A 24,222-nucleotide genomic window follows, 5' to 3' on the forward strand; every position below is an offset into this window, starting at 1 on the left:
AGCGGGGCTCAGAAGTTTCCCCGTGCAGCTTCCTTCAGGATGAGCTTGTCCAGCGTCAGGTCTGACACGGCTTTTCGAAGCCGTTCGTTCTCTTTCTGAAGCCGCTTGAGCTCCTTCAGTTGGTCGGTTCCCATCCCGCCGTACTGCTTGCGCCAGCGATAGTAGGTCTGCTCCGTTATGCGCACCTCGCGGATCGCATCCACACGCGCAATTCCTTGCCCGACAAGCACATCAACCTGCCGTAACTTCTGAACTATCTCTTCCGGCTTGTGCCGCTTGTTCGCCATTCTCAGTCCTCCGTTCCCTAAACATAACGGTGGACCAGTTCAGACGGGGCACTCCAGCAGGAGGTATTCGTAACCGATCATGCTTGCCTCAGAACTGCTCTTCCGGAACTGTTACAGTTCTCAATGAGGAATTCCTTAATAACGTTGGGTAATGTCCGATGCGGGCATAAACTGATGTTTTGCCAACACATTACAGGTCCTGACGTCCATATCGAGGAGGCCAGGACCTTTATTATCCTGTCATTTTCGGCAAACGCCCCTGCGCTTTCAGGCAACATCCTGCAAGGTCGCATCCTGCACGATGCCGATCGCATGGCAGATGTCATGCGTCAGGTGCGGCTTGTTCAACGTGTAGAAATGCAGGTGGCCGGCACCGCCTTCGATCAGATCGGAACACAGCTCCGTCGCGACGGCAATGGCGAGCAACTCCTCGCGCCCGTCGCGCTCGGCATTCGCAAATGCCTCGTCGAGCCAGGCCGGAACATTGGCGCCGCAGCGCTGGGCAAAACGTTTCGTGTTGCCCCAATGCTCGATGGGCAGGATGCCCGGCAGTATGGGCGCGTCGATACCGGCCTTCTCGCAGGCATCGCGGAAGCGGAAGAACGTTTCCGCCTCGAAGAAGAACTGGGTGATCGCTTCATGCGCACCGGCGTCGATCTTGCGCTTCAGCCACTCGACATCGGCCAGATCGCTGGTCGCTTCGGGGTGGCGGTCCGGGTAGGCGCCGACGCGAATGGTGAAATCGCCGCTGTCGCGCAGCGCCGAGATCAGCTCGCACGTATCGGCGAAGCCTTCGGGATGCGGCTCGAAACGGGTCGCGCCTTTCGGCGGGTCGCCACGAAGCGCAACGATATCTGTCACGCCTTCGGCGGCGTAGGTCCTGGCGATTTCCAGCGTTTCTTCACGGGTTGCATCGACGCAGGTCAGGTGCGCGGCGACCCGCAGATCGGTCGTGCGATGGATCGCGGAGACCGCCTCGTGGGTCAGCCGGCGCGTGGTGCCGCCGGCGCCATAGGTCACCGAGACGAATTCGGGCTTGAGCGGGGCAAGCGCTTTCACGGTCTCGTGCAGCCGGAAGGAAGCTTCGACCGAGCGGGGCGGAAAGAATTCGAAGGAGACGTGCGGGGCGGGCATGGCGGTTTTTCATCCTCTTGTGTCGGTATTCGACCTCGCATATTCCGCGTCGTGAGGCAATTTCATAATTCTCACAAAGATCATGAGTCAGACATGCATGTAGAACTCCGCCATCTGCGTACGATCAAGGCAATCCACGAGGCTGGCGGGCTTGCTCGGGCGGCCGATATGCTCAACATCACGCAGTCGGCGCTGAGCCACCAGGTAAAAGGCCTTGAAGATCAAGCGGGTATGGAGCTCTTCGTGCGGCGTTCCAAGCCGCTCAAGCTCTCGGCGGCGGGGCAGCGCATGTTGCGCACCGCCGAGCGGGTGCTGCCCGAGATGGCGGCGCTGGAGGAGGAGTTCGACGGCTTGCGCGCCGGAAAGTCCGGGCGGCTGCATATTGCCATCGAATGTCATGCTTGTTTCGAGTGGCTCTTCCCGGTGCTGGAGGAGTTCCGCAAGGCCTGGCCGGATGTCGATGTCGATATCCGCCCTGGCCTCGCCTTCGATGCGTTGACCGCGCTTTGGAAGGAAGAGGTGGACGTGGTCATTTCTTCGGATCCCGAGAAGATCGAGGGCGTGACCTTCAACCCGCTCTTTGACTACTCGCCGGTATTCGTGGCGTCCTCCCGGCATCCCCTGGCCGATCGCCCTTTCATTGATGCCGAGGATTTCCGCAGCGAAACGCTTATCACTTACCCGGTGGAGCGCTCCAAGCTCGACGTGTTCAGCCAGTTGTTGATGCCGGCACGGGTCGAACCGCGCGGCGTTCGGCAGGTGGAACTGACGGCCGTCATCCTGCTCCTCGTCGCTTCCAATCGCGGTGTCGCGGTGTTGCCGGACTGGGTTGTGCGCGAGGTGCGTTACAATTCCGACTATGTCACCCGGAAGCTCACAGAGAACGGACTGACACGCCGCCTCTATGCGGCCAGCCGCACGGAGGATATCGAGAAGCCCTTCATGGCACATTTCCTGCGGCTGGCGCGCACCATTCCGTCCCGGCTGCAACGGGCGCAGGATCAACCGATCGGCTGAGCGGGGAAACGGGCGGCAGCGGCATCCGGCCGGCCGGTTTTCCGGCGGGCGCGACGTGGCTTCCCTTCTGCAGTTCAGGCCAGTATACGACCGGCTTGAATCATCAGGAGCCGGACCGATGCAGGGCAGCGCAAATCTCAACGTCATGATCAAGGCCGCCCGCATGGCAGGCCGTTCGCTGGTCAAGGATTTCCGCGAAGTGGAAAATCTCCAGGTTGGCACCAAGGGGCCGGGAGATTTCGTTACCAAGGCTGACCTGCGCGCCGAGGAGATCATCCACGCAGAGCTGACGGCCGCGCGCCCGAGCTATGGCTGGCTTGGCGAGGAAACCGGCGAAGTGGCTGGCAAGGACCCGACCCGCCGCTGGATCGTGGACCCGCTGGACGGAACCACCAATTTCCTGCACGGCTTGCCGCATTGGGCGGTGTCCATTGCGTTGGAGCACAAGGGCGAGATCGTGGCCGGCGTCGTGTTCGACGCGGCCAAGGACGAGATGTTCTATGCCGAGAAAGGCGCGGGCGCCTGGCTCAATAACGACCAGCGGATCCGCGTTTCCGGCCGGACCCGCATGATCGAGTCGGTTTTCGCCACCGGTATCCCCTGGGGCAGCATGCGCACCCTGCCGGCCATGATGCAGGATCTTGCCCGCCTGATGCCACAATGTGCTGGCGTCCGCCGCTGGGGATCTGCCGCGCTCGACCTCGCCTACGTCGCCGCCGGCCGATATGACGGCTACTGGGAGCGCGAAGCCAAAACGCATGACATTGCAGCGGGTTTGGTCATCGTGCGCGAGGCCGGCGGTTTCGTCGAGCCGCTCTACGAGGGACGCGATATTTTCGAGGACCAGATGCTGATTGCGGGCAATGGCGGCGTGTTCACCAAGTTCGCTCAGACAATTCGAAGCCGCTGATCCGTCGATTTTGCGCCACATTTGCTCGACAATGTGGAGTAATGAAACCGAATGCTCTCCTCCGGCGGCTATTTGCCCGTTTCCAATCCGAAGACCGCGGAGCGGTCACGGTGGATTGGGTCGTACTGACTGCGGCTGTCGTCAGCATGGCGCTCGGTTCCATTCACTTGTGGCGTGCCAATGTCGTAATAGTCGCGACCGACATTGCGGATACGACCACGGATTACGAAATCAAGACATCTTTCGATTGATGCGCCAACCGGCGGATCATTTGCGCCGATGCACAGGCGGGATATGGCCGCGTTTCCGTCGGACCCGTGGAATGCTGCTGCGATCGTAGCGGGCAACCGGGTGCGGTGGCGCCCCATGCGTCCTGTTCCAGAAAGCCGGCCCGCCGCGTTTTAACCAAACTGGCAATGCGAAAACAGCCCCGACCACGAAGCCGCCCGCATGGGCCGAGTAGGCAACCCCGCCCGTATCGGGGTCGGAGCCGGCTGCGCCCAGCAGCTGCAAGCCGAACCACAGCAGCAGCATCGCCCAGGCCGGCACGGAGATGACCCGGATCAGGATGATGATGATCAGCAGTACGTCTACACGGGCGCGGGGAAACAGCAGCAGGTAGCCCCCCATGACGCCTGCAATCGCACCGGAAGCGCCAACGGTTGGCACCGTAGAGCCGGGGGAAAGCATGACGTGCACAAGGCCGGCCGCGACGCCGCTGGCCAGGTAGAAGAGCGCGAATCCGCCATGCCCCATTTCGTCTTCGAGGTTGTCGCCGAAGATCCACAGGAACAGCATGTTGCCCAGCAGGTGCAGAATCCCGCCATGCAGGAACATCGAGGTGAGATAGCTGCCCAGGCTCGGCCGCGCCGGAATCAGCGCATAGTGATCGTAGAAGATCATGAGATCCCGCGGGTAGTTCAGGAGATCCCAATAAGACAGGAAGATCAGCACATTGGCCGCGATCAGCAAATAGGTGATGAAGGGCGTGCGCCCCGAGGGGTTATGATCGCGGATCGGAAACATGGACGGAGGCTAGCGGGCCGTTCCGCCCGGTCAAGCAAAAGGCTCTGACGCAGCCGTGAATTGACCGAAGCGGTGAAACGCGCATCGTTGAGGTATGAATCGTGCAACACTCACGGGGCTTTCGTCCCTCTGGATCGCTTTTGGAGCCACCGCCGGCCTCGCTTGCCCCGAGGTTTCTGAAACCGATCCTCTCCACAACGAGCTGATGGAACAGGTGCGCGTTGCGCCCGATGCCCGCTCCGCGCAGCTTCTGACCAACCAACTCTGGGAGATCTGGGCCAAGGCGCCGGATGCGCATTCCCAGGACCTGCTCGATGCCGGGATCGAACGGCGGTCTGTCTTTGATCTCGATGCCGCGATGGCGGCATTCGATGCGCTCGTTGGCTATTGCCCGACCTATGCCGAAGGCTACAACCAGCGGGCTTTCGTGCTTTTCATCCGGCAGGATTACGAGCCCGCGCTGAAGGACCTGGACCGCGCCCTTGCGCGCGCGCCCGACCATCTGGGCGCCTTGACCGGCCGGGCCATGGCGCTGATGGCGCTCGGCAGGGATGTCGAGGCGTTGCAGGACCTGAAATCGGCCCTGTCGCTCAACCCGTGGTTGAAGGAGCGCGACCTTGTTCCGGTTCTCGAAGGCCGGATTTCCGACTCGGAACTTTGAGATCCGCCGAGAGGACGCTCCCCTCTTGCCGCCCGCGCGCGCAAGGCCTATTCCGGGCATGTTGCGGGCGTGGTGGAATGGTAGACACAAGCGACTTAAAATCGCTCGGGCGTGGCCCGTGCGGGTTCGACTCCCGCCGCCCGCACCACCTTCCGCCGCGAGCGAAACAATGGCCCCGCGCTATATCCACTGTTTCCAAATTCTCCCCTTGATACCCACCGGTGCGGACACTTACCTCTAAGCGAGATCGAAAAAACAAGCGCTTGGGGCGCTGAGAGGTATTTGCATGCGCAACGCGGCGCTGACGCTTGGGTTGATCGGGGGGCTTATCGCCCTGGTGATCGGGTTCTTTGGTTTTGGCTATACAGAGGTCATTCGGAATTACGAGGAGGTCGGCGAGGTCTTCGGCCGGCCGCAGAATGCCGAACTGATCCGCGTGGCGAGTTTCCTCGCCCCGCTGCTGGCCATTGCCGGGGGCGCGATGGCCAAGAGCCGGGCGCTCTGGGGCGGGCTGATGATGCTCGTTGCGGGCGGGTTGATGTATTACACCTTCGGCTTTGGCGTTTTCACCATGTTCCCGATCGGATTTTGCCTCACGGGTGGCCTGCTCGCCGTGGCCGCTGGCAAGCCGGACGAGCCCAAACAGCATTTCTGACCTTCGCGCCGACGACGGCCGGTTTCCCATACAAAGTCCGGCTCTCCAGCCCGGTGAATCGTCCTGGCGCCAATCGTGTCAGGGATGCGGGGGTGTTTCCCAATGAAGGCCCCATTGCGGCGGGCTGGTCTGCCGCGGGGACGGTTTTCGTGGACTCATACATGCCCCCGAGTCAGCATGACCTGGGGGTAGCTCGTCTGATTCTGAAACTGCCATTGATTTTCAGCGGGTTACGAAATGTCTGCCGGGAGCCGGGTTGCGGCCCGTATCGAATCCAGGCCTCAGAAAGCGACGCAAAAGGTGCGTATTTCGCCTGAATGTCGCCGCAGCGGTCGGGTCTTTTGGCTCCAAAGACCATCGGAGGCCGAATGCGCGCTGCGAAAACGATATTGCTTGCCCTGACCCTGCTGCCGGTCATGGGCGGGGGGATTTCCGCGAAAAGCACGCGGCAGTTCGACTCCTTTCCGGGCGAGACGGCCGTCGGTCGGCTGATCGTTTCCGGTAACGCGATGTGCACGGGGGCGCTGGTTTCGCCGGACACGGTACTGACAGCGGCTCATTGCCTGTATGATCCCCGGAGCGGGCGGCGGGTGGATCCGAAGAAGATAGAGTTCCAGGCCGGACTGAAGCAGGGCCAGGCCAGCGCGGTGCGCAAGGTAGCCAGCGCGAAGGAACATCCCGACTACCGCCACCGCAAGGGGAATGCCCAGCTCGGCAACGACCTTGCGCTGCTACGCTTGCAAAGCCCGATTTCCAGCGAGACCGTGCTGCCGCTCGATTTCAATCCCGGCCTTGAGAGGGGCGACGCGCTTGCGGTGATGTCCTACACGCTCGGGAACAAGAGCAACCCGATCATGGAATATCCCTGCATGGTTCTGGCGCGGGAATTGCAGACCCTGGTCATGTCCTGTGAGGTGGATTACGGTGCCTCCGGTGCGCCGGTGATCGCGCTGAACAAGGGCAACCGTCCCGCTGTGGTTTCCGTCGTGTCAGCCAAGGCGGCGATGAACGGCAAGAAGGTGTCGGTTGGAACCACGCTGAGCGCCAGCACCTTGCGGCTCATGTCGGGCGGCTAGGCCCTACGGCTCCCGAAACGCTTCTTTCGACTTGTAGAGCGGCTTCATCAGGTAATGCAGGATCGTCTTCGATCCGGTATGCAACTCGACCAGTGCGCGCATGCCGGGGCGGATCTCGATCGCCTTCTGCCGCTCGGTCAGTGCATTCACATCCACCGTCACGGTGACCCGGTAAAACGGCGGGGCGGAGGGGTCGCGCTCGTCCTCGAACGTGTCGGCGGAGATGAAATCCACCTTGCCCTTGAGCGTTCCATAGATCGTGTAGTCATAAGCCGTGAGATTGATCGAGGCATCCTGCCCGGTCACCACGTCGGCGATATTCTCGGGGCGCACGCGGGCTTCGACGAACAGCTCCTCGCCCAAGGGGATGATCTCGAAGATCTCCTCGCCCGGCCGGATAACGCCGCCGATGGTCGTCACCCCGAGATTGTTGACGATGCCGCGCATCGGCGCGGTGATCACGGTGCGGCTCAACTGGTCCTGCGCCAGCCGGATTTCCTGACGGAGCGAGGTGATCTCCTTGAGCGTTTCGGAGTAATCCTCGGCCAGTTCCAGTTCCGCCTGGGTCAGGATGTCCTTGTAGCGAATATCGGCCTCGGTTGCCTTGTCTCGGGCCTTGTTGACCTCCAGCAGGGCGACGAATTCCTTCTTGTAGAGCTTCTCCATGTTGGCCAGTTCGGACTTGGCCTGCTCCAGCTGCGCCAACGCGCCCTCGCTCCGGCTTTCCAGATCCGTCTGGCGAGCCCGCAACAGCGCCCTTTCGGAGGAAAGGATGCGCGGGGAGCGCTCGGCGAGATCCTCGGGAACGATGAATTCCGCCGCGCCGTCGATCTCGGCTTCCAGCCGGATCCGGCGGATCAGCAGCGCGTCGATCTGGTCTTGAAGATCGTCGAAGGCAGTGCGGAAGCGAGTATCCTGCAGCGTCGCCAGAACCTGTCCGGCCTCGACAAGGTCGCCCTGTTTGACCGCCAGCTCCGCAAGGATGCCGCCTTCGAGGTTCTGGACACTTTGCGAGCGCGAGGACGAGACGACCTGCCCATCCGCGCGCACGATCTCGTCCACCCAGGCAAAGGCCGACCAGAGCACGAACAGCCCCACCGCCAGCGCGATCAGCCGGATCGTCAGCCGCGAGGCGCGGATCTGCTGTTCAAGCCCGGTTTCGGTCTCATGGGTCAGAACGCTCATCGGCGGTCTCCCGAGGCCAGATGCGCCAGGACCTGTTCACGCGGCCCGTCCACGGCGAGGCGACCGGCCTGCAGGATCAGCGTGCGGTCGGTCAGTGCGAGGATCGGCGTGCGGTGGGTGGCGATCAGCGCCGTGCGCCCGTCGAGCCACTTGCCCAGCCGGCTGACCAGCGTGCGTTCCAGCGTCTGGTCGAGCGCAGCGGTCGGCTCGTCCAGCAACGCGATCTGCGGATTCTGCAGCCAGAGCCGCGCCCAGCCGATGGATTGGCGCTGCCCGACGGAGAGCCCCTCCCCGCCGTCGCGGATCTGCAGGTCCAGCCCTTGCGGGTGGCTGCGCAGGAAGGCGCCGAGCCCGGCGAAATCCAGCGCCTTCATCAGCCGGTCATCGTTGCGTTCGAGCTGGGTGAGGTTGTCCCGAAGACTGCCGGCAAACAGGCGCACATCCTGCCCGAGATAGCCGATGCCGCGGCGCAGGTCGCGCGGGTCGATCTGGGACATTTCGGTGCCGTCGAGCAGGATCCGCCCGCGGCTCGGCCCATAAAGCCCGGCCAGCAGCTTCAGAAGCGTGGATTTTCCCGAGCCATTGGCGCCGAGAATGGTGACATGCTGGCCCGGCTTGATGACCACGCCGGAGATATCCAGCGTTGGCGCGGCATCTTCGTCGTAATGGAAGGTCAGGTCGCTCAACTCGAATTGTCCACGCAGCGACTCCCGGCGCAGATAGCTCCGTTCGCTATCCTTTTCCTGCTCGGCCAGCGCGATCTGTTCGAGATTTTCCAGCGCGCCGCGCACATTGCTCCAACGCGCCAGAACACCCGCGAACTGTGTCAGAGGCGCCAGCGTGCGGCTGGTCAGGATGCCGGTGGCGATGATCGTGCCGACCGTGAACTGCCCGGCAAAGACGAGATAGGTGCCGATCACGACGGTTGAGATATAGGTGCATTGCTGCACGCCCTGCGACCAGAAGGTCAGCGTGCTCGACAGGCGGCGTTGCTCGGCGGAGCTGTAGGAGGAAGCCTCGTTCAGCTCGTTCCACAGCCGCAGTACACGTTCCTCGCCGCGCTGCGTCTTGACCGTGTCGGCCTCGGTGATCACTTCCTGCAGCAGTCGGCCGAGCTTGGCCGAGGTGCCCTGGTTTTCGCGCGAGAGCGCCACCATCCTGCGCTGCAGGAAATAGGCTGGCAGAACCATCAAAATCCCGCCCAGCATCAGCACCCAGACGACATTGCCCGCTATCGAGGCGACGAGCGCAAGGAAGAGGACAATGAAGGGGACATCGGCCAGCACGGAGATGGTGGAGGAGGTAAAGAAATCCCGCACCATACAGAAATCGCGCATCGCGGCGAACAGGCCCGACGGGGGCAGGGGGCGCTTGTCCGAGCGCATGCCCAGCAGGCGGCGCATCAGTTTTTCCTGGATGGACAACTCCATCCGCTGCCCTGTCGCGTCGCTCATCCGGGCGCGGGCGATCTTGAGCATGCCCTCAAGCGTGATCGCCGCGAGCGCGCCAATGGCCAGCACCCAGAGGGTCGATTGGGACTGATGCGGAATGACCCGGTCATAGACCTGCAGCGAGAACAGCGCCACGGCCACGGCCAGCATGTTGGCCACCAGCGAGCCCAGCATGATCTCGGCCACGTGGCGGCGGTAATGCTGGAACTCGCCCCAGAACCAATGCCCGCGCGTCGCCTGCCCGACATGGCGATCCGCCAGTTGCCGCAGAGTGACCCGCGCCTTCAGCACCGTTCCAGAGAAGAAGGGCGCGAACTCTGCGACGGGGACCTCGGTGCGGTTGTCGGGGCAAGTCTCGTCGAAGATCGTGAGGCTGTGCTCCCGCTGCTCCAGAACCAGCACCGATTGCCCGTTCGCCATGAAGGCGATGGCGGGCCAGCAAGCGGGCGCGACTTTCTGGTTGCGCACCACGCGGGCATCAAGGCCTGTCGAGGCCAGCGCCAGCGCCAGCGCCTGCGCCTCAACGGAGACCTTGCCCGGTGCGTGTTTCCACATGAATTCCGATAGGTCGCGCGCCGGGGTTTCAACCCCGTGCAGGCCGGCCATCGTCGAGAGGAGCTTGGCGCGATGCTCGACCCTCGCGGCCAGCGCACTGGTGTCTGCCTTTCTGGGCGGCGCTCCCGCCGGTTCGGCGGAATTGGCCGCGTCGGCCGGCTGGACGGTCTCGATGGAGACGATGACCGGGGTGTGCACCTTGTTCAAATCGCCTCTCCATTGGCTAGAAGGCCAAGATCCCGGGCAAGCTGCAGCTCGGCCAGCAGCGTATCGTATTTCGCGTTCAGCCCTTCCATCTCGCGCTGGATGGACTGTTCGTAGATATCGACCACTTCGAGGACTGAGCGCTGCCCGGCCCGGAACTGAGCCTCGAACAGGCGGTAAGTTTCCTGGCCTTCGCGGGCCAGCCCCTCGGCCTCGGCCTGTTGGCGCTTCAGGCTCTCGATGCGGTTCTGCAACCGGCTGCGGGCGCGGGCGGAATCCTCGCGCGCCTCGTCGACCTGCAAGAGCGCGGTCTCCTTGGTGGATTCGATCGCCTTGATCCGGGCGGCGGTGCCAAAGCCGAGGCCGGTTTCGCTCACCAGTTGCAGCGCGGCCGAGCCGCTGCTTGCAACAGCGCCGATCCCCGGAAGCTGGCCGGCGCGTTCCACCTTGGCGCGGGCGATGTTGCGCCCGGCCTCGGCCTTTGCCTTGACGACGGCGAGCGCCTCGACCTCGGGCAGGGCGGAAATGCCAAGCTTGCCGACATCTGCGATCTGGAAGCTCGTTCCCGTCATCGCGGTCAGCTCGGAAAGCGCGGTCTGTGCCGCCTCGCGGGCGGTATCGCGCTGCGTGCGCAGCGAACTGGACCGGGTGTCGACCATCCGCAGGTCTCCCTTGTCGGATACTCCGCCTTCGACACGGCCGTAGACGATCTTGCGGAACCGGTTCATCTGCGCGAGCGCCCGGTCTGCCAGCGCGGCGCGGTGCTGGTTCTTGACCGCTTCCACGAAGAGAGATTGCGCGGTGTAGACGCGGTCGTTCATGTCCTGCGAGAGAGTGACGGCGGCCACCTCCACGTCGGCGGCGGCATATTCGCGCTCGGCTTTCTTGCGACCGTGATCATAGAGCACCTGCTCGACGATGAGCCCGGTCACCACGTCGCCCAGGCTGGTCAGCGAGACGGTGGGTTCCAGCGTCGGCAGCCAGTTCTTGTCTTCCGCCTCGGCACGCAGTTTGGCGGTGCGCAGTTCGGCCTCGGAGGCGCGTGCCCCGGAGGCCAGCGCGATATCGGCGACTTGCGAAAGCGTGCTGTCCTCGGGAATGACCGAGCGGCGGGCCAGAAGCGTGTCGAAGATCTCCGACCCGTCGGAGCGGTCCTCCTGCACGAAGTTGCCCGCGCCCTGGCTCACCTGTTCCTGCTCCTGCCCGAAGGGCAGCTTGAGCCGGGATTGGATCGCTTCGCTGTCCATCTCCATGCAACCGCCCAGCACGACGAGCGCGGCGGCCGGAAGCAGTCTGCAAAACACGGCAGTCCCGGCGACGCGTCCGCGTTCCCCGGGGAGTGTCGGGGCGGACGAGCCGCCCCGCTGCCTGTCACCTTTAGATGACAACGTTGATGTCTTGATCGATGACAACCGTCACTCCATCATCGCCAACCGTGTAGATATCGTAGGTTTCGCCTTCGATATCGACGGTTTGCGTTGTCTTGGCTGCATTCTCGATCGTGACGGTATCGTCCGAACCGCCGTGGACCGTGACCGTATCGGAGGTGCTCGACAGATCCCGGATCATGTCTTCCGTGAGGGTCAGATTGGCGTCCGATGCATAGTCCAGCTCGATACCTTCAATATTGAAGCCGTCGATCTGATTGTGCTCCAGCGTGCCGGTATTGGTCACGTTGTCATCCAGAACGAGCAGCGTATCGGAGGTATTCCCGGCATCGTCCGTCGCGGCGATGACAAGATGCGTTCCGTCTGAGGCGCTCGGGTTGAGAACGACCAGCGACTCCTCGGGACTCAGCGCGAATTCGGTCGTGCTCAACTCGGTGGCGGTCCCATCCGGGTTGAGCGCGTAGAAGTCGAACGCCTGGTCATCGGTCGAGATCGAGAGCGACGTGACGTCGTCATCGGCAAAGGTCACCGACTTGATCAACGGGTTGGTCACTTCCGTGTCCACCAGGAAGGTGGCACTGGTCGTGGCGGTGTTGCCGGCAATGTCGGTCACTTCCACGTTGGCCGAGGCGTTATACGTCCCTTCCGGCAGGCTGCCATCCTCGTAGGTCACCATCCAGTGGCCGTTCTCGTCGGCGACCGTCTCGCGCACGACCCCGTCCACCGTGACCAGCACCACTGCGCCGGCCTCGGCCGTTCCGTCCAGTTCGACACCGTTCTGAAGCTGCTCGGCATTGACGGGCGTCACGAACATGCCCGTATCCATCGACACATTCGTGCTGGTGTCGATGCGCAGGATCGCGGAGGAACTGGCCGCGTTGCCGGCGTCATCGGTCGCGATCACCGTGACGGTGGCATCGTATTCCCCCTGCGCGATCTGCGAGGAGGCGAAGGTGCTGCTCCAGTTGCCGTCGGCATCGGCAGTCACATAGTCGGTGGCGCCTGCCAGCGACACCTGAACCTGCGATCCGGCCTCTGCCGTCCCGGTCAGGGTGACGCCGTTGGTGACTTCCTCGGCATTGGCGATGTCGTCGCCCCCAGCCTGGCCGCTGTCGATGCCCACGTTGATCTCGGTGTCGACATGCACCGTGCCCGTCGTGGTGCTGGAGTTGCCCGCCGCGTCGGTCGCGGTGACGGTCACGGTCGCATCGTAGGTTCCTTGCGGGATCTCGTTCGAAGCGAAGCTGGCGGATCAGTTTCCATCCGCATCCGCAACCACGCTGTGCGAGGTGCCCGCAAGTTCGACGAGCACCGTTGCCCCGGCTTCGGCGGTGCCGGTCAGGCCCACCCCGGAGGCGACCTCCGCCGCGTTCGCCGTGTCGTCGCGCCGGCCTGACCGGCATCGTAGGTAACGAAGGTTTCGGTATCCACGCCAATGACATGGTTGGCCGTCGCGCTGTTGCCCGCGGCGTCGGTCGCGACCACCGAGACGGTCGTCTCGTAGGTGCCTTGCGGGATCTCCGAGGAGGTGTAGGAGGCCGACCACGTGCCGTCCTGGCCTGCTGTGACTGTCTTGGTGACCCCGACAAGGGTCACTTCCACCGTCGCGCCGGCCTCGGCGGTTCCTGTCAGCGTGATGCCGGCGGATTGCTCGGCCGCGTTGGCAACGTCATCGCCGCCCAACTGGCCGGAATCGATCCCGGCGCCGGTCTCGGTATCCACCTGAAGGGAGAATGTCTCGGTCGAGGAATTGCCCGCGCCATCGGTCGCGGTGATCGTCACCTCGGACTCGTAGGTGCCCGGGGTGATCTCGGAGGCCGCGTAGTCGATGGACCACGCGCCGTCCTCGCCGATCGTGGTCGTCCGGGTCTGGCCCTGGAACTCCACGGAAAGCGTGCTGCCCGCCTCGCCGCTGCCGCTGAGCGTGACGCCGTCGGAGGCTTCCGCGGCATTGATCACGTCGTCGCCCTCGACCGTGCCGAGGTCGACCTCGGGCGGGATCGTGTCGACGTCGAGCACCTCGTTAATGACGGTCGTATTGCCGCGCGCATCGCTCGATGTGATCGTCACGGCCGTTTCATATTCGCCGGTCGCGATCTGGTCGGACTCGAAGGTCACGCTCCAGGAGCCATCCTCGCCCACGGTCGTGCTCTGCGTGTTGCCGTCGATCTCGACCGTTAGAGACGCGCCGGGCTCGCCCGTGCCGGTGATCGTGACGCTGCCGTCGCCATTGCCGCCGACGTCGTATTCGCCATCGGGATTGTCAACGGTCGGAATGATGGGCGTGCTGCCGGACCCGTTGCCGTCGCCTCCGGAGCCGCCGCCGTCGCCCGTGCCATCGCCTCCATCACCGGAGCCGCCATCGCTGGCGGTCCCTCCGCCAGTGCCACCCGGGGTGCCGCTGCCTCCAGTGTCTTCGGGCGCTGCTTCGCCGTCACCGGTCTTGGCGGGATCTTCTCCATCCGAACCGCCATCGCCATCGCCATCTTTGCCGTCATCGCCGCCAGAAGTAGCGAATGCCGCCGCTGCGCCGCCGGCGCCGAGAACGCCAAGGCCGCCCATTCCCAGGGCTGGCGCGACAAGCGGCGCGATGACCGGCTCGACATCGTCGAGATCGAGGAAGGTCATCTGGTCATACGAGCTCCATTTTCCCGTGATATCGACCGCCGTGTATTGTGCAAAATACTCGTCGCCGACATTGTCGGTGAAGGCCACCAGGTGCAGCTCTCCGTCCCGGCTGAGCAGCAGCTCCCGGTCCTCGGCCTGCGTTCCGGCAAAATACCCCTGAAGGGTAATGGTCTCTCCATTCGACAGGTGCAGGACCAGATCGGACCCCTGCCGTGTGTATGAAGAGACGTTTCCGGGAGAAATATTGAGAGAAACTTCGGAGGCCTCGCCGACCGCAATTGTCGCGTTTGCAGCGTCCGATGTTTCGCCACGAAAAACCCCTCCGGAATCCCGGACGGCATACTTGTAAACATTCATTTGAACCCACCGCTCGATGAATTTTGGGGCTTTTGCCCTTGCTTGATTGCGGGAAACTATACGCGAATATCGGTGTCAATCCAGAAGTATTAACCCCTGTGGAAGAATTGTGGCAATGGTGCAAAAAATGTGGAAAAAGTTAACGAATCATTGAGATTAGCGGGTGACGCAAACGTAGCTTTGGCCTCCGCTAGTCCCGGGGGAAAGCTGATTTGAGCGGGCAAACCCATGCGCCGATGCAGTGCCCGCAGAGGAAAATCGAGTTTGGGCATGGACATTTGCAAGCTGAAACCCGCAAAGGTGAGAGATCGGATTTTCGGTGCCCGCCGCCCTGACCGGGCCGGGTTCCGGTTGGTCCAGTTGGGAGGCCTAGGATGATACTGGTTCTGGCGCTGGCCGCTGTGCTTTGGGGTGTCGGTCACGCAATGGGTGCATCCGGCAGGGTGCGCTGGACGATGATCGCATTTCTGTACGCGGTCGTCGTCCTTGAGCAGCTTGTCCTGCCCGATGGGCATCCTCTGCGGGAGGCAACCGGGGAGTCGCCGGCCTTCTGGCTGCTGCTGGGGGGCTTTGGCGTGCTTGTGGCGCTCTATTTCAAGGGGGTCAACTGGCTCAAGGCGCGGGCGCAACCGGTCGAGGCGGTGCCCGTCGCGAAACCGGGCAGCTTTGCCGAGGGAGAGCTGGAGCGATACGCGCGCCATATCGTGCTGCGGGAGTTGGGCGGTCCGGGGCAGAAAAAGCTGAAACAGTCCCGTGTTTTGGTGGTCGGGGCCGGTGGGCTCGGCTCGCCCGCGCTGTTTTACCTCGCAACGTCGGGCGTGGGGACGATCGGCGTGATCGACGGCGACACGGTCGACGGCAGCAACCTGCAACGCCAGATCCTGCACCGCGAGGAAGATATCGGGACGCCCAAGGTGTTTTCGGCGATGCGGGCCATGAAAGCGCGCAATCCGTTTGTCGAGGTGAAACCCTATCACCGCGAACTGACCGAGGAGATCGCGCGGGACCTGATTGCCGAATATGACCTCGTGCTGGATGGAACCGACAATTTCGACACGCGCTATCTCGTGAACCGCGCCGCGGTGGCCTGCGGCGTGCCGTTGGTCTCTGGCGCGCTCAGTCAGTGGGAGGGGCAGATCTCGGTCTTCGACCCCGCCAATGGCGCGCCCTGTTACCAATGCGTCTTCCCGCAGGCACCCGCGCCGGAACTGGCGCCGTCCTGCGCGGCGGCGGGTGTACTCGGGCCCCTGCCGGGGGTCGTGGGGACGATGATGGCTGTCGAAGCGGTGAAGGTCCTCTCTGGCGCGGGCGAGCCCTTGCGCGGACGGATGCTCATCTATGACGCGCTCTATGCCGAAACCCGGCAATTCATGCTTTCGCAGCGTCCCGATTGCCCGATCTGCACGGGCTGACTGGACAGTGCGCCCGCGCCGGCCATACTGCGCACGGACCCAAAGGAGACACTCTCATGAAGTTGATTCATACCATCGCCGCGGCTGCATTCGTCGGTCTGGCCGCCGGCCCGATCCAGGCCGAAACGCCCGATCTCGGCGGCAAGGAAGTCACGGTTGTCACCGAGAACGCCTATCCGCCGCTGCAATTCGTCGATCCCGCCTCCGGTGAGGCCGTCGGCTGGGAATATGACGCGATGGAAGAGATCGCCAAACGGCTCAACATTACCGTGGTCTACGAGAACATCTCCTGGGATGCGATGATCCCGGCCGTGTCCGAAGGCCAGTACGATCTTGGCATGACCGGCATCACCATCCGCGAAGACCGTATGGAGAAGGTCGATTTCTCGGATGCCTATATGCGTTCCGAGATGCGGATGATCGTGGCCGGCGATGAGGACCGCTTCACCAACCACACCGAGTTCGCCGCCAATGACGATTTGCTGATCGGTGCGCAGCCAGGCACGACGCCTTTCTATGTCGGCATCTATGATATTCTCGACGGCAACGAGCAGAACCCGCGCATGAAGCTCTTCGAGACCTTCGGCGCCGCCATCCAGGCGCTGCGCACCGGCGATGTGGACCTCGCGCTTTCCGACGGTACTGCTGCAAATGGCTATGTCGCGGCCTCCGAGGGCACGCTGAAGATCATCGGCGAGCCGCTCGGAACCGAGGATTTTGGCTTCATCTTTCCCAAGGGATCCGATCTCGTGGCGCCGTTCAACGCCGCCATCGCCGAGATGAAGGAAGACGGCACCATGGAGGCGCTGAACAAGAAATGGTTCCTCGATTTCAAGATGGGCGGCTGAGCGCCATTTGAAACAGCCCCCCGCGCTGCCCGCGCGGCGTGGGGCGCCAGCCTTGGGCCGAGTGCTACCGGAGCCGACGTTGCGGCCTGCCGCGAATTGCTGCTAAAGGGGCATGAACGCCGTCCCGAAAGGCCTTCATGACACCGCAAAACGACGAATACGCCGGAGAATTCCCCTGGTGGCTGTTGGCCGCTTGCGGGCTGGGTGGGTTTTTCCTCTACCGGATTATCTCGGACGATCTCTACACGCAGGTTCTGGGCACGCTCAGCCGGGGCGTGGGCATCACGCTCTTCGTCACGGCGATCGGTTTTTCCACGGCCTGCCTGATCGGACTCTTGTTGGCCGTTGCGGGGCTTTCACGCTACCGCGTCCTGCGGCAAGTCGCGCGTTTTTATATCGAGATCGTGCGCGGCCTGCCGATCCTCGTTCTGCTGCTCTACGTCGCCTTCGTCATCGCGCCGGCGCTGGTGGCCGCGATCAACTGGTTGCTGGAGGGTATGGGGCGGGAGACAATACGAACCCGCGAATTTCCCCTGCTCTGGCGGGCCATCCTGGCGCTGACCATCGGCTATTCCGCCTTCATCGCCGAGGTGTTTCGCGCCGGCCTGCTCTCGGTGGACGAGGGGCAGGTGGAGGCCGCCAAGGCGCTCGGGCTGAATGGCTGGCAGCGCTTCCGCTTCATCGTCTTTCCACAGGCGATCCGGACCATCCTGCCGCCGCTTGGCAATGATTTCATCGCGATGATCAAGGATTCCTCGCTCGTCTCGGTGCTTGGCGTGCTCGACATCACCCAGTTGGGCAAGGTCACGGCCGCCGGAAACTTCCACTATTTCGAGACCTATAACGTGGTGGCCTTCCTCTACCTGACGATGACGGTGACGCTCTCGCTCCTGCTGCGGCGGCTCGAAAGGCACATGCGCCAGAAACCGGGCTGAGCCCGCGCCGGAAAGAGTGCCCCGAAACGTTGGTGGGAATTGAAAGGCGCAAGTCGCACGCCTACGTGACCCATCTGACAAACAAGGAGAGCAGTGTGAAACCGCCCGTCTATTCGCTCGTCGATTTCAAGGTTCGCACCGAGAAGCTGGGCTATGCCCGCAGGCGCATGCGCAAGGCCGAGCAGTTCGCGCGCTCCAAGCCCGGCGTGCTGCAATTCCACTTCCTGCAGGATCACGCGGACCCAACGGTTTTCACCGGCTACGGGATCTTCGCGTCCAACGACGATCTCGACAGCTATCGCAGCTCGATGCAGGAAATGTCCGAGAACGATTCCGAATTCAACGACATGCTCGATCCGAAGCTACCGATGTCGGTGCGCGTGCTGGACCGGATCTGACGTAACGTCATTGATAGGTTGGGAATGCTCCCTATGCTCGTGAATGCGTGAACAGAGGAGTCATTGCATCATGAGGACCATTTTCTTCGCCGCCCTTCTGGCGGCCGCCCCTGCATTTGCCGATACCACGCCTGCGCCGGAAGGGGCGCGGGTGTTCTTTTCCAATATCGAAAGCGGTGCGACGGTTTCCGCCCCGGTTGAGATCACCTTCGGGATCGAGGGAATGAACGTCGCCCCGGCCGGCACCGAGGAGGCGGGCACCGGGCATCATCACCTCCTGATCGACCGGCCCCCCTTGGGTGAGGGCGAAGGCGGTACGGATGAACTGATCTATGGCTTGCCCTCCGACGAGCATCACATGCATTTCGGCAAGGGCCAGACCGAGGTCTCGCTCGATCTGGCCCCGGGCGAGCACACGTTGCAGTTGGTGCTGGGCGATCACTCCCATGTGCCGCATGACCCGCCCATTGTCTCGGACGTGATCACGATCACGGTGGAGTAGGGCTGGCAAGTTCGGGCGGGGCACCCTAGTTTCTGTCCAAGCCATTTTCCGGAGCCCCGCCCATGACAAACCCGCTTCTTGCCGAGCGTACGCAACCTTTCGAACTTCCGCCCTTTGCCGCGATTTCCGACGAGGATTTCGAGCCTGCTTTCGCGGAAGCACTTGCCGCGGCACGGGCCGAGATCGACGCCATCGCCCGGTGTCCCGAAGCGCCGAATTTTGAGAACACAATCGAGGCGCTGGAACTGGCGGGCAAGGAGCTTTCCGACGTACTGTCGGTGTTCTTCCTGTTGGCCTCTGTCGAGTCCAATCCCAAGCGCGAGGAATTGCAGCGTAGCTTCTCGCCGCTTCTGGCGGAGTATTCCAGCGACGTGATGATGAATGTGCCGCTCTTCGATCGGGTGGACAGCCTCTGGCAGCAGCGCGACACGCTGGATCTGACCGCCGAGCAGGCCCGCCTGCTTGAACTGAGCCATCGCGGCTTCCGCCGCTCCGGCGCGGCGCTGGACGAGGACGGACGGGCGCGGCTGCGCGAGATCAACACGCGGCTTGCCAGGCTCGGCACCTCCTTCGCGCAGAACCTTCTGGCCGATGAGCGCGATTGGTTCATGCCGCTGGCCGAGGCGGATCTCGAAGGCCTTCCCGGCTTCGTCGTCGACGCTGCCCGCGCTGCGGGGGCCGAGAAGGGCGCCGATGGGCCGGCTGTCACGCTGTCGCGCTCGGTGATCGTGCCCTTCCTGCAATTCTCGCACCGTCGGGACCTGCGCAAACGCGCCTATGAGGCCTGGACCTCGCGCGGGGCGAACGGGGGCCAGACAGACAACCGCGAACTGGTGGCCGAGATGCTGGCGCTGCGTCACGAGCGGGCGCAGCTTCTGGGCTACGAGAATTTCGCCGCCTACCGTCTGGAGCCGGAAATGGCCAAGACGCCGCAAGCGGTGCGCGATCTGCTGATGCAGGTCTGGGAGCCGGCGCTTGAGCGGGCGAAGGCCGATGCGTTCTACCTGGAGCGCGAACTGGTGATCGAGGGCGCGGACATGCCGATCGAGGCGTGGGACTGGCGCTATTATTCGGGGATCTGGAGCCGAAAGAAGCACGATCTCGACGAGGCCGAACTGAAGCCCTACCTTCAGCTCGACCGCATGATCGAGGCCGCTTTCGACTGCGCGACCCGTCTGTTCAACCTCGAATTCACCCCGCTGGAAATCGACCTGCACCACCCCGATGCCCGCGCCTGGGAAGTGACGCGGGACGGGCAGCACATGGCCGTCTTCATCGCCGATTACTTCGCTCGTTCAGGCAAGCGCTCCGGTGCCTGGTGCTCGGCGATGCGCAGCCAGGAGAAGCTCGCGGGCGACATCCGCCCGCATGTGCTCAATATCTGCAATTTCGCCAAGCCCGCCGAGGGCGCCCCCGCGCTGCTCTCCTATGACGATGCGCGTACGCTCTTCCACGAGTTCGGCCATGCACTCCACCAGATGCTGAGCGACGTGACCTATCAGACGCTCTCCGGAACCTCCGTACCGCGCGATTTCGTGGAGCTTCCCAGCCAGCTCTACGAGCATTGGCTGGAAGTGCCCGACGTGCTCCAGCGCTTTGCCACCCATGCCGAGACCGGCGAGCCGATGCCGCAGGAGATGCTCGCCCGTGTCCTCGCGGCGGCGACCTATGACATGGGCTTCCAGACCGTCGAATTCATCGCTTCCGCTCTGGTCGACCTCGAATTCCACGACGGCCCGCCCCCGGCGGACCCGATGCAGAAACAGGCCGAGATCCTGGAGGGGATCGGCATGCCGTCGGCCATCCGCATGCGCCACGCGACGCCGCATTTCGCCCATGTCTTCTCGGGGGGCGGCTATGCCTCGGCCTATTACAGCTACATGTGGTCTGAAGTGATGGATGCCGATGCCTTCGAGGCCTTCGAGGAGGCGGGCGACCCGTTCGATCCGAAAACCGCCGAGGCCCTGGAGAAGAACATCCTCGCCGTCGGCGGTCTGCGGGAGCCGGACGAGCTTTACACGGCCTTCCGTGGCCGCTTGCCCGGTGTCGAAGCGCTGCTCAAGGGGCGTGGGTTGATCGCGGCGGAATGATCCCGATCGGAAGCCGGCGGTATTCCCGCCGGCTTTCCATTAGTCGTAGCTGACAACCTCGATCTCGATCCCGTCGCGCGTGTCGAAATAGAAACGCCGACCAGGCTCATAGTCGGCGTGATTGTGCGGCGTGTACCCCGCCGCTGCGACGCGCGCCTCTGTCGCCTCGAAATCCGGCACGACGATACCGACATGGTTCAGCCCGCCCAGCGTGCTGTAGCTCGACCCGGTCTTCGCGTGGGTTTGCTTTGGCGGGGCATAGACGGCCATGTAGCTCGTCCCGTTACCGACATGCACCGAGTACCCGCCGCTGATGGCGTTCCCTTCCCAGCGGATCTTCCAGTCGAACAGCGCGCAAAGTTCCTCCGCCGTGGCTTTCGGATCCTTCACGGTGATGTTGACATGTTCCAGAAAGGCCTGTGTCATTTCCTGTCTCCTGTGACGCGTTTTCGTGGACAGGCGGCGGTATAATTTCTAAACCTCACTTTAGATCAATATATTTTGCGAGGTGTCCCAATGCCGCTCGGGCGCGAAATTTCCATCGGCCAGCTTGCCGCCCGCACCGGGCTGGCCGTGTCCGCCATCCGCTATTACCAGGCGCAGGGGCTGATCTCCTCGGAACGCAATGCGGGCGGGCACCGGCGCTTTCCTCGCAGTGTCATCCGGAGGCTATCCTTCATCCGGATCGCCCAGCAATTCGGATATTCGCTCGACCGTATCCGCGCGGAACTGGCCTCCCTGCCAGAGAACCGAACGCCGAATCAGGCGGACTGGTCCCTCATCGCCGGAGGGTTGCGGGGCGAGCTGGATGCCCAGATCGCGGGGCTCATGGCGATGCGGGACCGTCTCGATGGCTGTATCGGCTGTGGCTGTCTCTCGCTGGAAAAATGCGCGCTCTACAACCCGGAGGACAAGGCGGCTAAGCGCGGCAGCGGACCGCGTTACTTGATGGGCGACAGTTCCGACGAGATCTGACGGGTCACTCCCGCGTTTCGTCGGCCTTCACGCCCCAGAGGGCCGACTTGCGGACCCATCCGCGCTCTCCGCCCGCGGTGATCCGGCACCATGTCGCGGTGCATTCGCCCAGCCGGGCCACGACGCCGATTTCCGCCTGTGCCAGGGTCTCCGCGTCTTCCGAGGGCTGGGCGTGCATCTCGACCATGTCCTGTTCGATGAGCACGGTGCGCACGCCGGACAGAAGCGAGTAATGCACCCAGCCGCCAGCGCCGTCGCGATCCCGCACCCGTCGCCAATGGCCGAATTCGGCCGTTACCTCCAGCGGCAGACCCCGCCGCGTATACACCCAGTCGATCCGCTGGCTGAGCGAGGGGCCGCGGCGGGCATTGCCCTCGGATGTCTTCAGAGACACGAAACGCGGCAGGGGTAGGTTGGTCACCGGCCCGCGAGTCGCCGGCTGATCCGCCGCCTGGGCAGGCGCCATGATCGCGCTGCCAATTGCCAGCGCTGCGATTGCAATGATTCTGGGGACAAGACGAAACGTTATTGCCTGTACCGTCATGCTATTTTGTCGCTTATTGCTCGATGCTGCTTGTGCAGCATTCCTTTGAAGGGCAGTGTGCCAGCGAGGGAGATATCTAGGAAGATGCCAGGAGGGGTTACATGCCAAGAGAGCGGCTGAGTGTTGTCGTTACGCGACGGTTGCCGGAGGTTGTCGAAAAGCGCCTGTGCGAATTGTTCGATACCGAACTGCGCGAGGACGACCGGCCGATGAGCAATGACGAGTTGATCGCGGCCATGTGCAGGGCGGATGTGCTTGTTTCGACAATCACCGAACACATCGACGCGGCGATGCTGGCGCATGCGGGGGAGCGGGTGAAGCTGATCGCCAATTACGGCGCGGGCGTGGACAATATCGACGTGGCAACCGCGCGGCAGCGCGGCATCCTCGTGACCAATACGCCGGGTGTCACGACCGACGATACCGCCGACATGGCGATGGCGCTGATTCTCGCGGTGACGCGGCGCATCCCCGAGGGGCTCGCGGTGATGCAGAACGGCAAATGGAGCGGCTGGGCGCCGACCGCTTACCTTGGTGGGCGCGTGGGCGGGCGCCGGCTGGGCATTTTGGGCATGGGCCGGATCGGCCAGGCCGTGGCACGCCGGGCGCGGGCATTCGGCATGGGGGTGCATTACCACAACCGCCGCCGGCTGCGTCCGGAAGTCGAGCAGGAGCTTGGCGCGACATGGTGGGAGAGCCTCGACCAGATGGTCAGCCGGATGGATGTGATGTCGATAAACTGCCCGCACACGCCCTCCACCTATCACCTGATGAACGCGCGGCGGCTGAAGCTGATGAAACCCTCGGCGGTGCTGGTGAACACCTCGCGTGGCGAAGTGGTGGACGAGAACGCTCTGACCCGGATGCTGCGCGCCGGCGAGATCGCGGGGGCGGGGCTTGATGTCTACGAGCACGGGGCGGAGATCAACCCGCGCCTGCGCCATCTCGACAACGTGGTGCTGCTGCCGCAGATGGGCTCGGCGACGGTCGAGGGCCGGATCGAGATGGGCGAGAAGGTGATCGTCAACATCAAGACCTTCGACGACGGGCACCGCCCGCCGGACCTGATTGTTCCGTCGATGCTGTGATAAGCCGATGAGATCCGCGTTGCGCAACCTCGTACTGCCCATGCTCGCCGCGCTTTGCGTTGTCCTGGCGCTGAACCCCACCGGGCCGGTCAATGCGCCGGCCGAACGGGCCGCTCGGGAGGCGGCGACGGCGAGCCTGGGCGTCTATGTTGCGTTGCGGTCGATCAATGCCGCCCTGTCCTTTGCGCAGGAAATCGAGGTCGGGGGGAGCGTGGGGCTGTCGGCCAATGCGCAGCCGCTCAAGTTCCTGGAGCCCATTGACGACACCGTCGAGCGGGTGGCGGCGCTGGTTTTCGGTGTCTCTCTGGTCTCGGCGACAATGTCGATCGGGATCGGCCCGGTTGCGAGCATCGGATTCCTGGTGCTTGCCGCTGGACTGGGTGTGCAATGGCTCAGAGGTCCACTCGAGCGGCATGCAGGCCGCGCGGCCGGACCCGTCTGCCGGGCGGGATCGGCCTGCACATTCACCGGCACGATGCTGGCGTTGGCACTGCCGCTTTCGCTTGCGCTTGGCAACCTTCTGGGGGAGGTCGTGACCGATGCGAAATGGCAGGAAGCGAACGCGAAACTACAGGAAGTCGCGTCCTATGCACAGTCGCTCGTGGGCGCCGAAGAGGCCGCTGCGCTTCCCGAGACAGAGGAGGTAGACGATCCCGCCGGTGGCTGGATCGGGTGGTTGCAGGAGTCGCTCAGCGCGGCGGGCGAAGGGCTTTCCGGTGCGGTGGCACAGACAGATGGCTACCTCGAAGCAGCTGGGTATTTCATGTCCAATGCCGACGACCTACTCGGAGCGTCGCTGACGCTCGTTTCGATCTTCCTGCTTCGCACGCTGGTCCTGCCATTGGCGTTCCTTGCGGTTGGGGTCGCCCTGCTCAGGCAATCGTGGCGCGCGTGAG

The 24,222-nt window shown here is 63.4% G+C and carries 24 protein-coding genes, 1 tRNA gene and 1 pseudogene; 16 read left to right on the forward strand and 10 right to left on the reverse strand.

From position 1 onward, the window contains the following. Positions 1 to 17: 17 nt before the first annotated feature. A pseudogene (locus BLR85_RS07020) lies at positions 18 to 287 on the reverse strand (transposase); the annotation flags it as partial. Positions 288 to 554: 267 nt separating this feature from the next. Next, positions 555 to 1,421 carry a methylenetetrahydrofolate reductase [NAD(P)H] gene (gene metF, locus BLR85_RS07025; RefSeq protein WP_093152404.1) on the reverse strand — a complete coding sequence of 289 codons (867 nt, stop codon included), beginning with the start codon at positions 1,419 to 1,421 and terminating at the stop codon, positions 555 to 557. Between the two features lie 93 nt (positions 1,422 to 1,514). On the opposite strand from metF, the gene BLR85_RS07030 reads away from it, so the two are divergent. The 3 genes from BLR85_RS07030 (at position 1,515) to BLR85_RS29040 (ending at position 3,599) form a co-directional block, all read left to right on the forward strand. After that, complete coding sequence (locus tag BLR85_RS07030; protein ID WP_093152407.1) at positions 1,515 to 2,438, forward strand: LysR family transcriptional regulator; 924 nt, start codon at positions 1,515 to 1,517, stop codon at positions 2,436 to 2,438. A 118-nt stretch (positions 2,439 to 2,556) separates the two neighbouring features. Further along, positions 2,557 to 3,348, forward strand: a complete 792-nt coding sequence (locus tag BLR85_RS07035) for an inositol monophosphatase family protein (RefSeq protein ID WP_093152412.1) — start codon at positions 2,557 to 2,559, stop codon at positions 3,346 to 3,348. Between the two features lie 110 nt (positions 3,349 to 3,458). Next, positions 3,459 to 3,599, forward strand: a complete 141-nt coding sequence (locus BLR85_RS29040) for a hypothetical protein (RefSeq protein ID WP_212635029.1) — start codon at positions 3,459 to 3,461, stop codon at positions 3,597 to 3,599. A gap of 16 nt (positions 3,600 to 3,615) precedes the next feature. On the opposite strand, the gene BLR85_RS07045 is transcribed toward BLR85_RS29040, so the two are convergent. Then, on the reverse strand, positions 3,616 to 4,374 hold the full coding sequence (locus tag BLR85_RS07045) for a rhomboid family intramembrane serine protease (protein WP_093152422.1): 759 nt from the start codon (positions 4,372 to 4,374) through the stop codon (positions 3,616 to 3,618). Between the two features lie 94 nt (positions 4,375 to 4,468). Between BLR85_RS07045 and BLR85_RS07050 the strand changes: the two genes are divergently transcribed. The 4 genes from BLR85_RS07050 (at position 4,469) to BLR85_RS07065 (ending at position 6,766) form a co-directional block, all read left to right on the forward strand. Beyond that, entirely contained in the window at positions 4,469 to 5,035 is a 567-nt protein-coding gene (locus tag BLR85_RS07050) for a tetratricopeptide repeat protein (protein ID WP_244520637.1), read from the forward strand. Positions 5,036 to 5,098: 63 nt separating this feature from the next. Further along, positions 5,099 to 5,183, forward strand: a tRNA-Leu gene (locus BLR85_RS07055). 138 nt (positions 5,184 to 5,321) lie between these two features. Then, complete coding sequence (locus BLR85_RS07060) at positions 5,322 to 5,690, forward strand: hypothetical protein (protein WP_093152426.1); 369 nt, start codon at positions 5,322 to 5,324, stop codon at positions 5,688 to 5,690. A 368-nt stretch (positions 5,691 to 6,058) separates the two neighbouring features. Further along, the gene (locus BLR85_RS07065) at positions 6,059 to 6,766 is read left to right on the forward strand and encodes a trypsin-like serine peptidase (protein WP_170844474.1); all 708 of its coding nucleotides are present in this window, start codon (positions 6,059 to 6,061) and stop codon (positions 6,764 to 6,766) included. Positions 6,767 to 6,769: 3 nt separating this feature from the next. Here the strand turns inward: BLR85_RS07065 and BLR85_RS07070 are convergent, their stop codons facing one another. The 5 genes from BLR85_RS07070 to BLR85_RS07090 form a co-directional block, all read right to left on the reverse strand. Then, positions 6,770 to 7,951, reverse strand: a complete 1,182-nt coding sequence (locus BLR85_RS07070; protein WP_093152434.1) for a beta-barrel domain-containing protein — start codon at positions 7,949 to 7,951, stop codon at positions 6,770 to 6,772. Then, a complete protein-coding gene (locus BLR85_RS07075; protein ID WP_244520638.1) occupies positions 7,948 to 10,164 on the reverse strand; it encodes an ATP-binding cassette domain-containing protein in 2,217 nt (738 codons plus the stop codon). The genes BLR85_RS07070 and BLR85_RS07075 overlap by 4 nt, the downstream gene beginning before the upstream one ends. Then, positions 10,161 to 11,465 carry a TolC family protein gene (locus tag BLR85_RS07080; protein ID WP_244520639.1) on the reverse strand — a complete coding sequence of 435 codons (1,305 nt, stop codon included), beginning with the start codon at positions 11,463 to 11,465 and terminating at the stop codon, positions 10,161 to 10,163. Before BLR85_RS07080 ends, BLR85_RS07075 begins: the two co-directional genes overlap by 4 nt. Before the next feature lie 73 nt (positions 11,466 to 11,538). Continuing rightward, positions 11,539 to 12,750: an Ig-like domain-containing protein gene (locus BLR85_RS07085; protein WP_093152441.1), complete on the reverse strand. Its 1,212-nt coding sequence runs from the start codon at positions 12,748 to 12,750 to the stop codon at positions 11,539 to 11,541. A gap of 137 nt (positions 12,751 to 12,887) precedes the next feature. Then, positions 12,888 to 14,534: an Ig-like domain-containing protein gene (locus BLR85_RS07090; protein WP_093152447.1), complete on the reverse strand. Its 1,647-nt coding sequence runs from the start codon at positions 14,532 to 14,534 to the stop codon at positions 12,888 to 12,890. A gap of 374 nt (positions 14,535 to 14,908) precedes the next feature. On the opposite strand from BLR85_RS07090, the gene BLR85_RS07095 reads away from it, so the two are divergent. The 6 genes from BLR85_RS07095 to BLR85_RS07120 all read left to right on the forward strand — a co-directional run bounded on the left by BLR85_RS07095 (position 14,909) and on the right by BLR85_RS07120 (position 20,719). Further along, positions 14,909 to 15,946, forward strand: coding sequence for a HesA/MoeB/ThiF family protein (locus tag BLR85_RS07095; RefSeq protein ID WP_093152453.1), 1,038 nt, complete (start codon positions 14,909 to 14,911; stop codon positions 15,944 to 15,946). 56 nt (positions 15,947 to 16,002) lie between these two features. Beyond that, a complete protein-coding gene (locus BLR85_RS07100) occupies positions 16,003 to 16,794 on the forward strand; it encodes a transporter substrate-binding domain-containing protein (RefSeq protein WP_093152460.1) in 792 nt (263 codons plus the stop codon). Positions 16,795 to 16,931: 137 nt separating this feature from the next. After that, complete coding sequence (locus tag BLR85_RS07105) at positions 16,932 to 17,729, forward strand: amino acid ABC transporter permease (protein WP_093152466.1); 798 nt, start codon at positions 16,932 to 16,934, stop codon at positions 17,727 to 17,729. Positions 17,730 to 17,824: 95 nt separating this feature from the next. Beyond that, positions 17,825 to 18,127 carry a putative quinol monooxygenase gene (locus tag BLR85_RS07110; RefSeq protein WP_139188323.1) on the forward strand — a complete coding sequence of 101 codons (303 nt, stop codon included), beginning with the start codon at positions 17,825 to 17,827 and terminating at the stop codon, positions 18,125 to 18,127. Positions 18,128 to 18,197: 70 nt separating this feature from the next. After that, positions 18,198 to 18,629: a DUF4399 domain-containing protein gene (locus BLR85_RS07115; protein ID WP_093152481.1), complete on the forward strand. Its 432-nt coding sequence runs from the start codon at positions 18,198 to 18,200 to the stop codon at positions 18,627 to 18,629. A gap of 62 nt (positions 18,630 to 18,691) precedes the next feature. Next, positions 18,692 to 20,719, forward strand: coding sequence for a M3 family metallopeptidase (locus BLR85_RS07120; RefSeq protein WP_093152488.1), 2,028 nt, complete (start codon positions 18,692 to 18,694; stop codon positions 20,717 to 20,719). A gap of 39 nt (positions 20,720 to 20,758) precedes the next feature. Here BLR85_RS07120 and BLR85_RS07125 read toward each other — a convergent pair whose 3' ends face one another. Continuing rightward, positions 20,759 to 21,145 carry a VOC family protein gene (locus BLR85_RS07125; protein WP_093152493.1) on the reverse strand — a complete coding sequence of 129 codons (387 nt, stop codon included), beginning with the start codon at positions 21,143 to 21,145 and terminating at the stop codon, positions 20,759 to 20,761. A gap of 90 nt (positions 21,146 to 21,235) precedes the next feature. Between BLR85_RS07125 and soxR the strand changes: the two genes are divergently transcribed. After that, positions 21,236 to 21,694: a redox-sensitive transcriptional activator SoxR gene (gene soxR / locus BLR85_RS07130; RefSeq protein WP_093152497.1), complete on the forward strand. Its 459-nt coding sequence runs from the start codon at positions 21,236 to 21,238 to the stop codon at positions 21,692 to 21,694. Positions 21,695 to 21,698: 4 nt separating this feature from the next. Here soxR and BLR85_RS07135 read toward each other — a convergent pair whose 3' ends face one another. Next, positions 21,699 to 22,160: an SH3 domain-containing protein gene (locus BLR85_RS07135; RefSeq protein WP_244520640.1), complete on the reverse strand. Its 462-nt coding sequence runs from the start codon at positions 22,158 to 22,160 to the stop codon at positions 21,699 to 21,701. Positions 22,161 to 22,339: 179 nt separating this feature from the next. Here BLR85_RS07135 and BLR85_RS07140 point away from each other — a divergent pair, with 179 nt between their 5' ends. Together BLR85_RS07140 and BLR85_RS07145 are read left to right on the forward strand one after the other, a co-directional pair. Continuing rightward, positions 22,340 to 23,326, forward strand: coding sequence for a 2-hydroxyacid dehydrogenase (locus tag BLR85_RS07140; RefSeq protein WP_093152507.1), 987 nt, complete (start codon positions 22,340 to 22,342; stop codon positions 23,324 to 23,326). Between the two features lie 19 nt (positions 23,327 to 23,345). Beyond that, complete coding sequence (locus BLR85_RS07145) at positions 23,346 to 24,221, forward strand: hypothetical protein (RefSeq protein WP_139188324.1); 876 nt, start codon at positions 23,346 to 23,348, stop codon at positions 24,219 to 24,221. Position 24,222 lies beyond the last annotated feature (1 nt).

The organism is Aliiruegeria lutimaris (assembly GCF_900099935.1).
Classification (GTDB): Bacteria; Pseudomonadota; Alphaproteobacteria; order Rhodobacterales; family Rhodobacteraceae; genus Tropicimonas; species Tropicimonas lutimaris.

What these genes read in the sequence shown, in the direction of transcription:
- BLR85_RS07060 (WP_093152426.1), top strand. Translation starts at nt 5,322, where the DNA reads ATGCGCAACGCGGCGCTGACGCTTGGGTTGATCGGGGGGCTTATCGCC.
- BLR85_RS07140 (WP_093152507.1), top strand. Translation starts at nt 22,340, where the DNA reads ATGCCAAGAGAGCGGCTGAGTGTTGTCGTTACGCGACGGTTGCCGGAG.
- BLR85_RS07070 (WP_093152434.1), bottom strand. Translation starts at nt 7,951, where the DNA reads ATGAGCGTTCTGACCCATGAGACCGAAACCGGGCTTGAACAGCAGATC.
- BLR85_RS07030 (WP_093152407.1), top strand. Translation starts at nt 1,515, where the DNA reads ATGCATGTAGAACTCCGCCATCTGCGTACGATCAAGGCAATCCACGAG.
- BLR85_RS07100 (WP_093152460.1), top strand. Translation starts at nt 16,003, where the DNA reads ATGAAGTTGATTCATACCATCGCCGCGGCTGCATTCGTCGGTCTGGCC.
- metF (WP_093152404.1), bottom strand. Translation starts at nt 1,421, where the DNA reads ATGCCCGCCCCGCACGTCTCCTTCGAATTCTTTCCGCCCCGCTCGGTC.
- BLR85_RS07095 (WP_093152453.1), top strand. Translation starts at nt 14,909, where the DNA reads ATGATACTGGTTCTGGCGCTGGCCGCTGTGCTTTGGGGTGTCGGTCAC.
- BLR85_RS07135 (WP_244520640.1), bottom strand. Translation starts at nt 22,160, where the DNA reads ATGGCGCCTGCCCAGGCGGCGGATCAGCCGGCGACTCGCGGGCCGGTG.
- BLR85_RS07115 (WP_093152481.1), top strand. Translation starts at nt 18,198, where the DNA reads ATGAGGACCATTTTCTTCGCCGCCCTTCTGGCGGCCGCCCCTGCATTT.
- BLR85_RS07090 (WP_093152447.1), bottom strand. Translation starts at nt 14,534, where the DNA reads ATGAATGTTTACAAGTATGCCGTCCGGGATTCCGGAGGGGTTTTTCGT.
- BLR85_RS07125 (WP_093152493.1), bottom strand. Translation starts at nt 21,145, where the DNA reads ATGACACAGGCCTTTCTGGAACATGTCAACATCACCGTGAAGGATCCG.
- soxR (WP_093152497.1), top strand. Translation starts at nt 21,236, where the DNA reads ATGCCGCTCGGGCGCGAAATTTCCATCGGCCAGCTTGCCGCCCGCACC.
- BLR85_RS07065 (WP_170844474.1), top strand. Translation starts at nt 6,059, where the DNA reads ATGCGCGCTGCGAAAACGATATTGCTTGCCCTGACCCTGCTGCCGGTC.
- BLR85_RS07050 (WP_244520637.1), top strand. Translation starts at nt 4,469, where the DNA reads ATGAATCGTGCAACACTCACGGGGCTTTCGTCCCTCTGGATCGCTTTT.
- BLR85_RS07105 (WP_093152466.1), top strand. Translation starts at nt 16,932, where the DNA reads ATGACACCGCAAAACGACGAATACGCCGGAGAATTCCCCTGGTGGCTG.
- BLR85_RS07045 (WP_093152422.1), bottom strand. Translation starts at nt 4,374, where the DNA reads ATGTTTCCGATCCGCGATCATAACCCCTCGGGGCGCACGCCCTTCATC.
- BLR85_RS07035 (WP_093152412.1), top strand. Translation starts at nt 2,557, where the DNA reads ATGCAGGGCAGCGCAAATCTCAACGTCATGATCAAGGCCGCCCGCATG.
- BLR85_RS07120 (WP_093152488.1), top strand. Translation starts at nt 18,692, where the DNA reads ATGACAAACCCGCTTCTTGCCGAGCGTACGCAACCTTTCGAACTTCCG.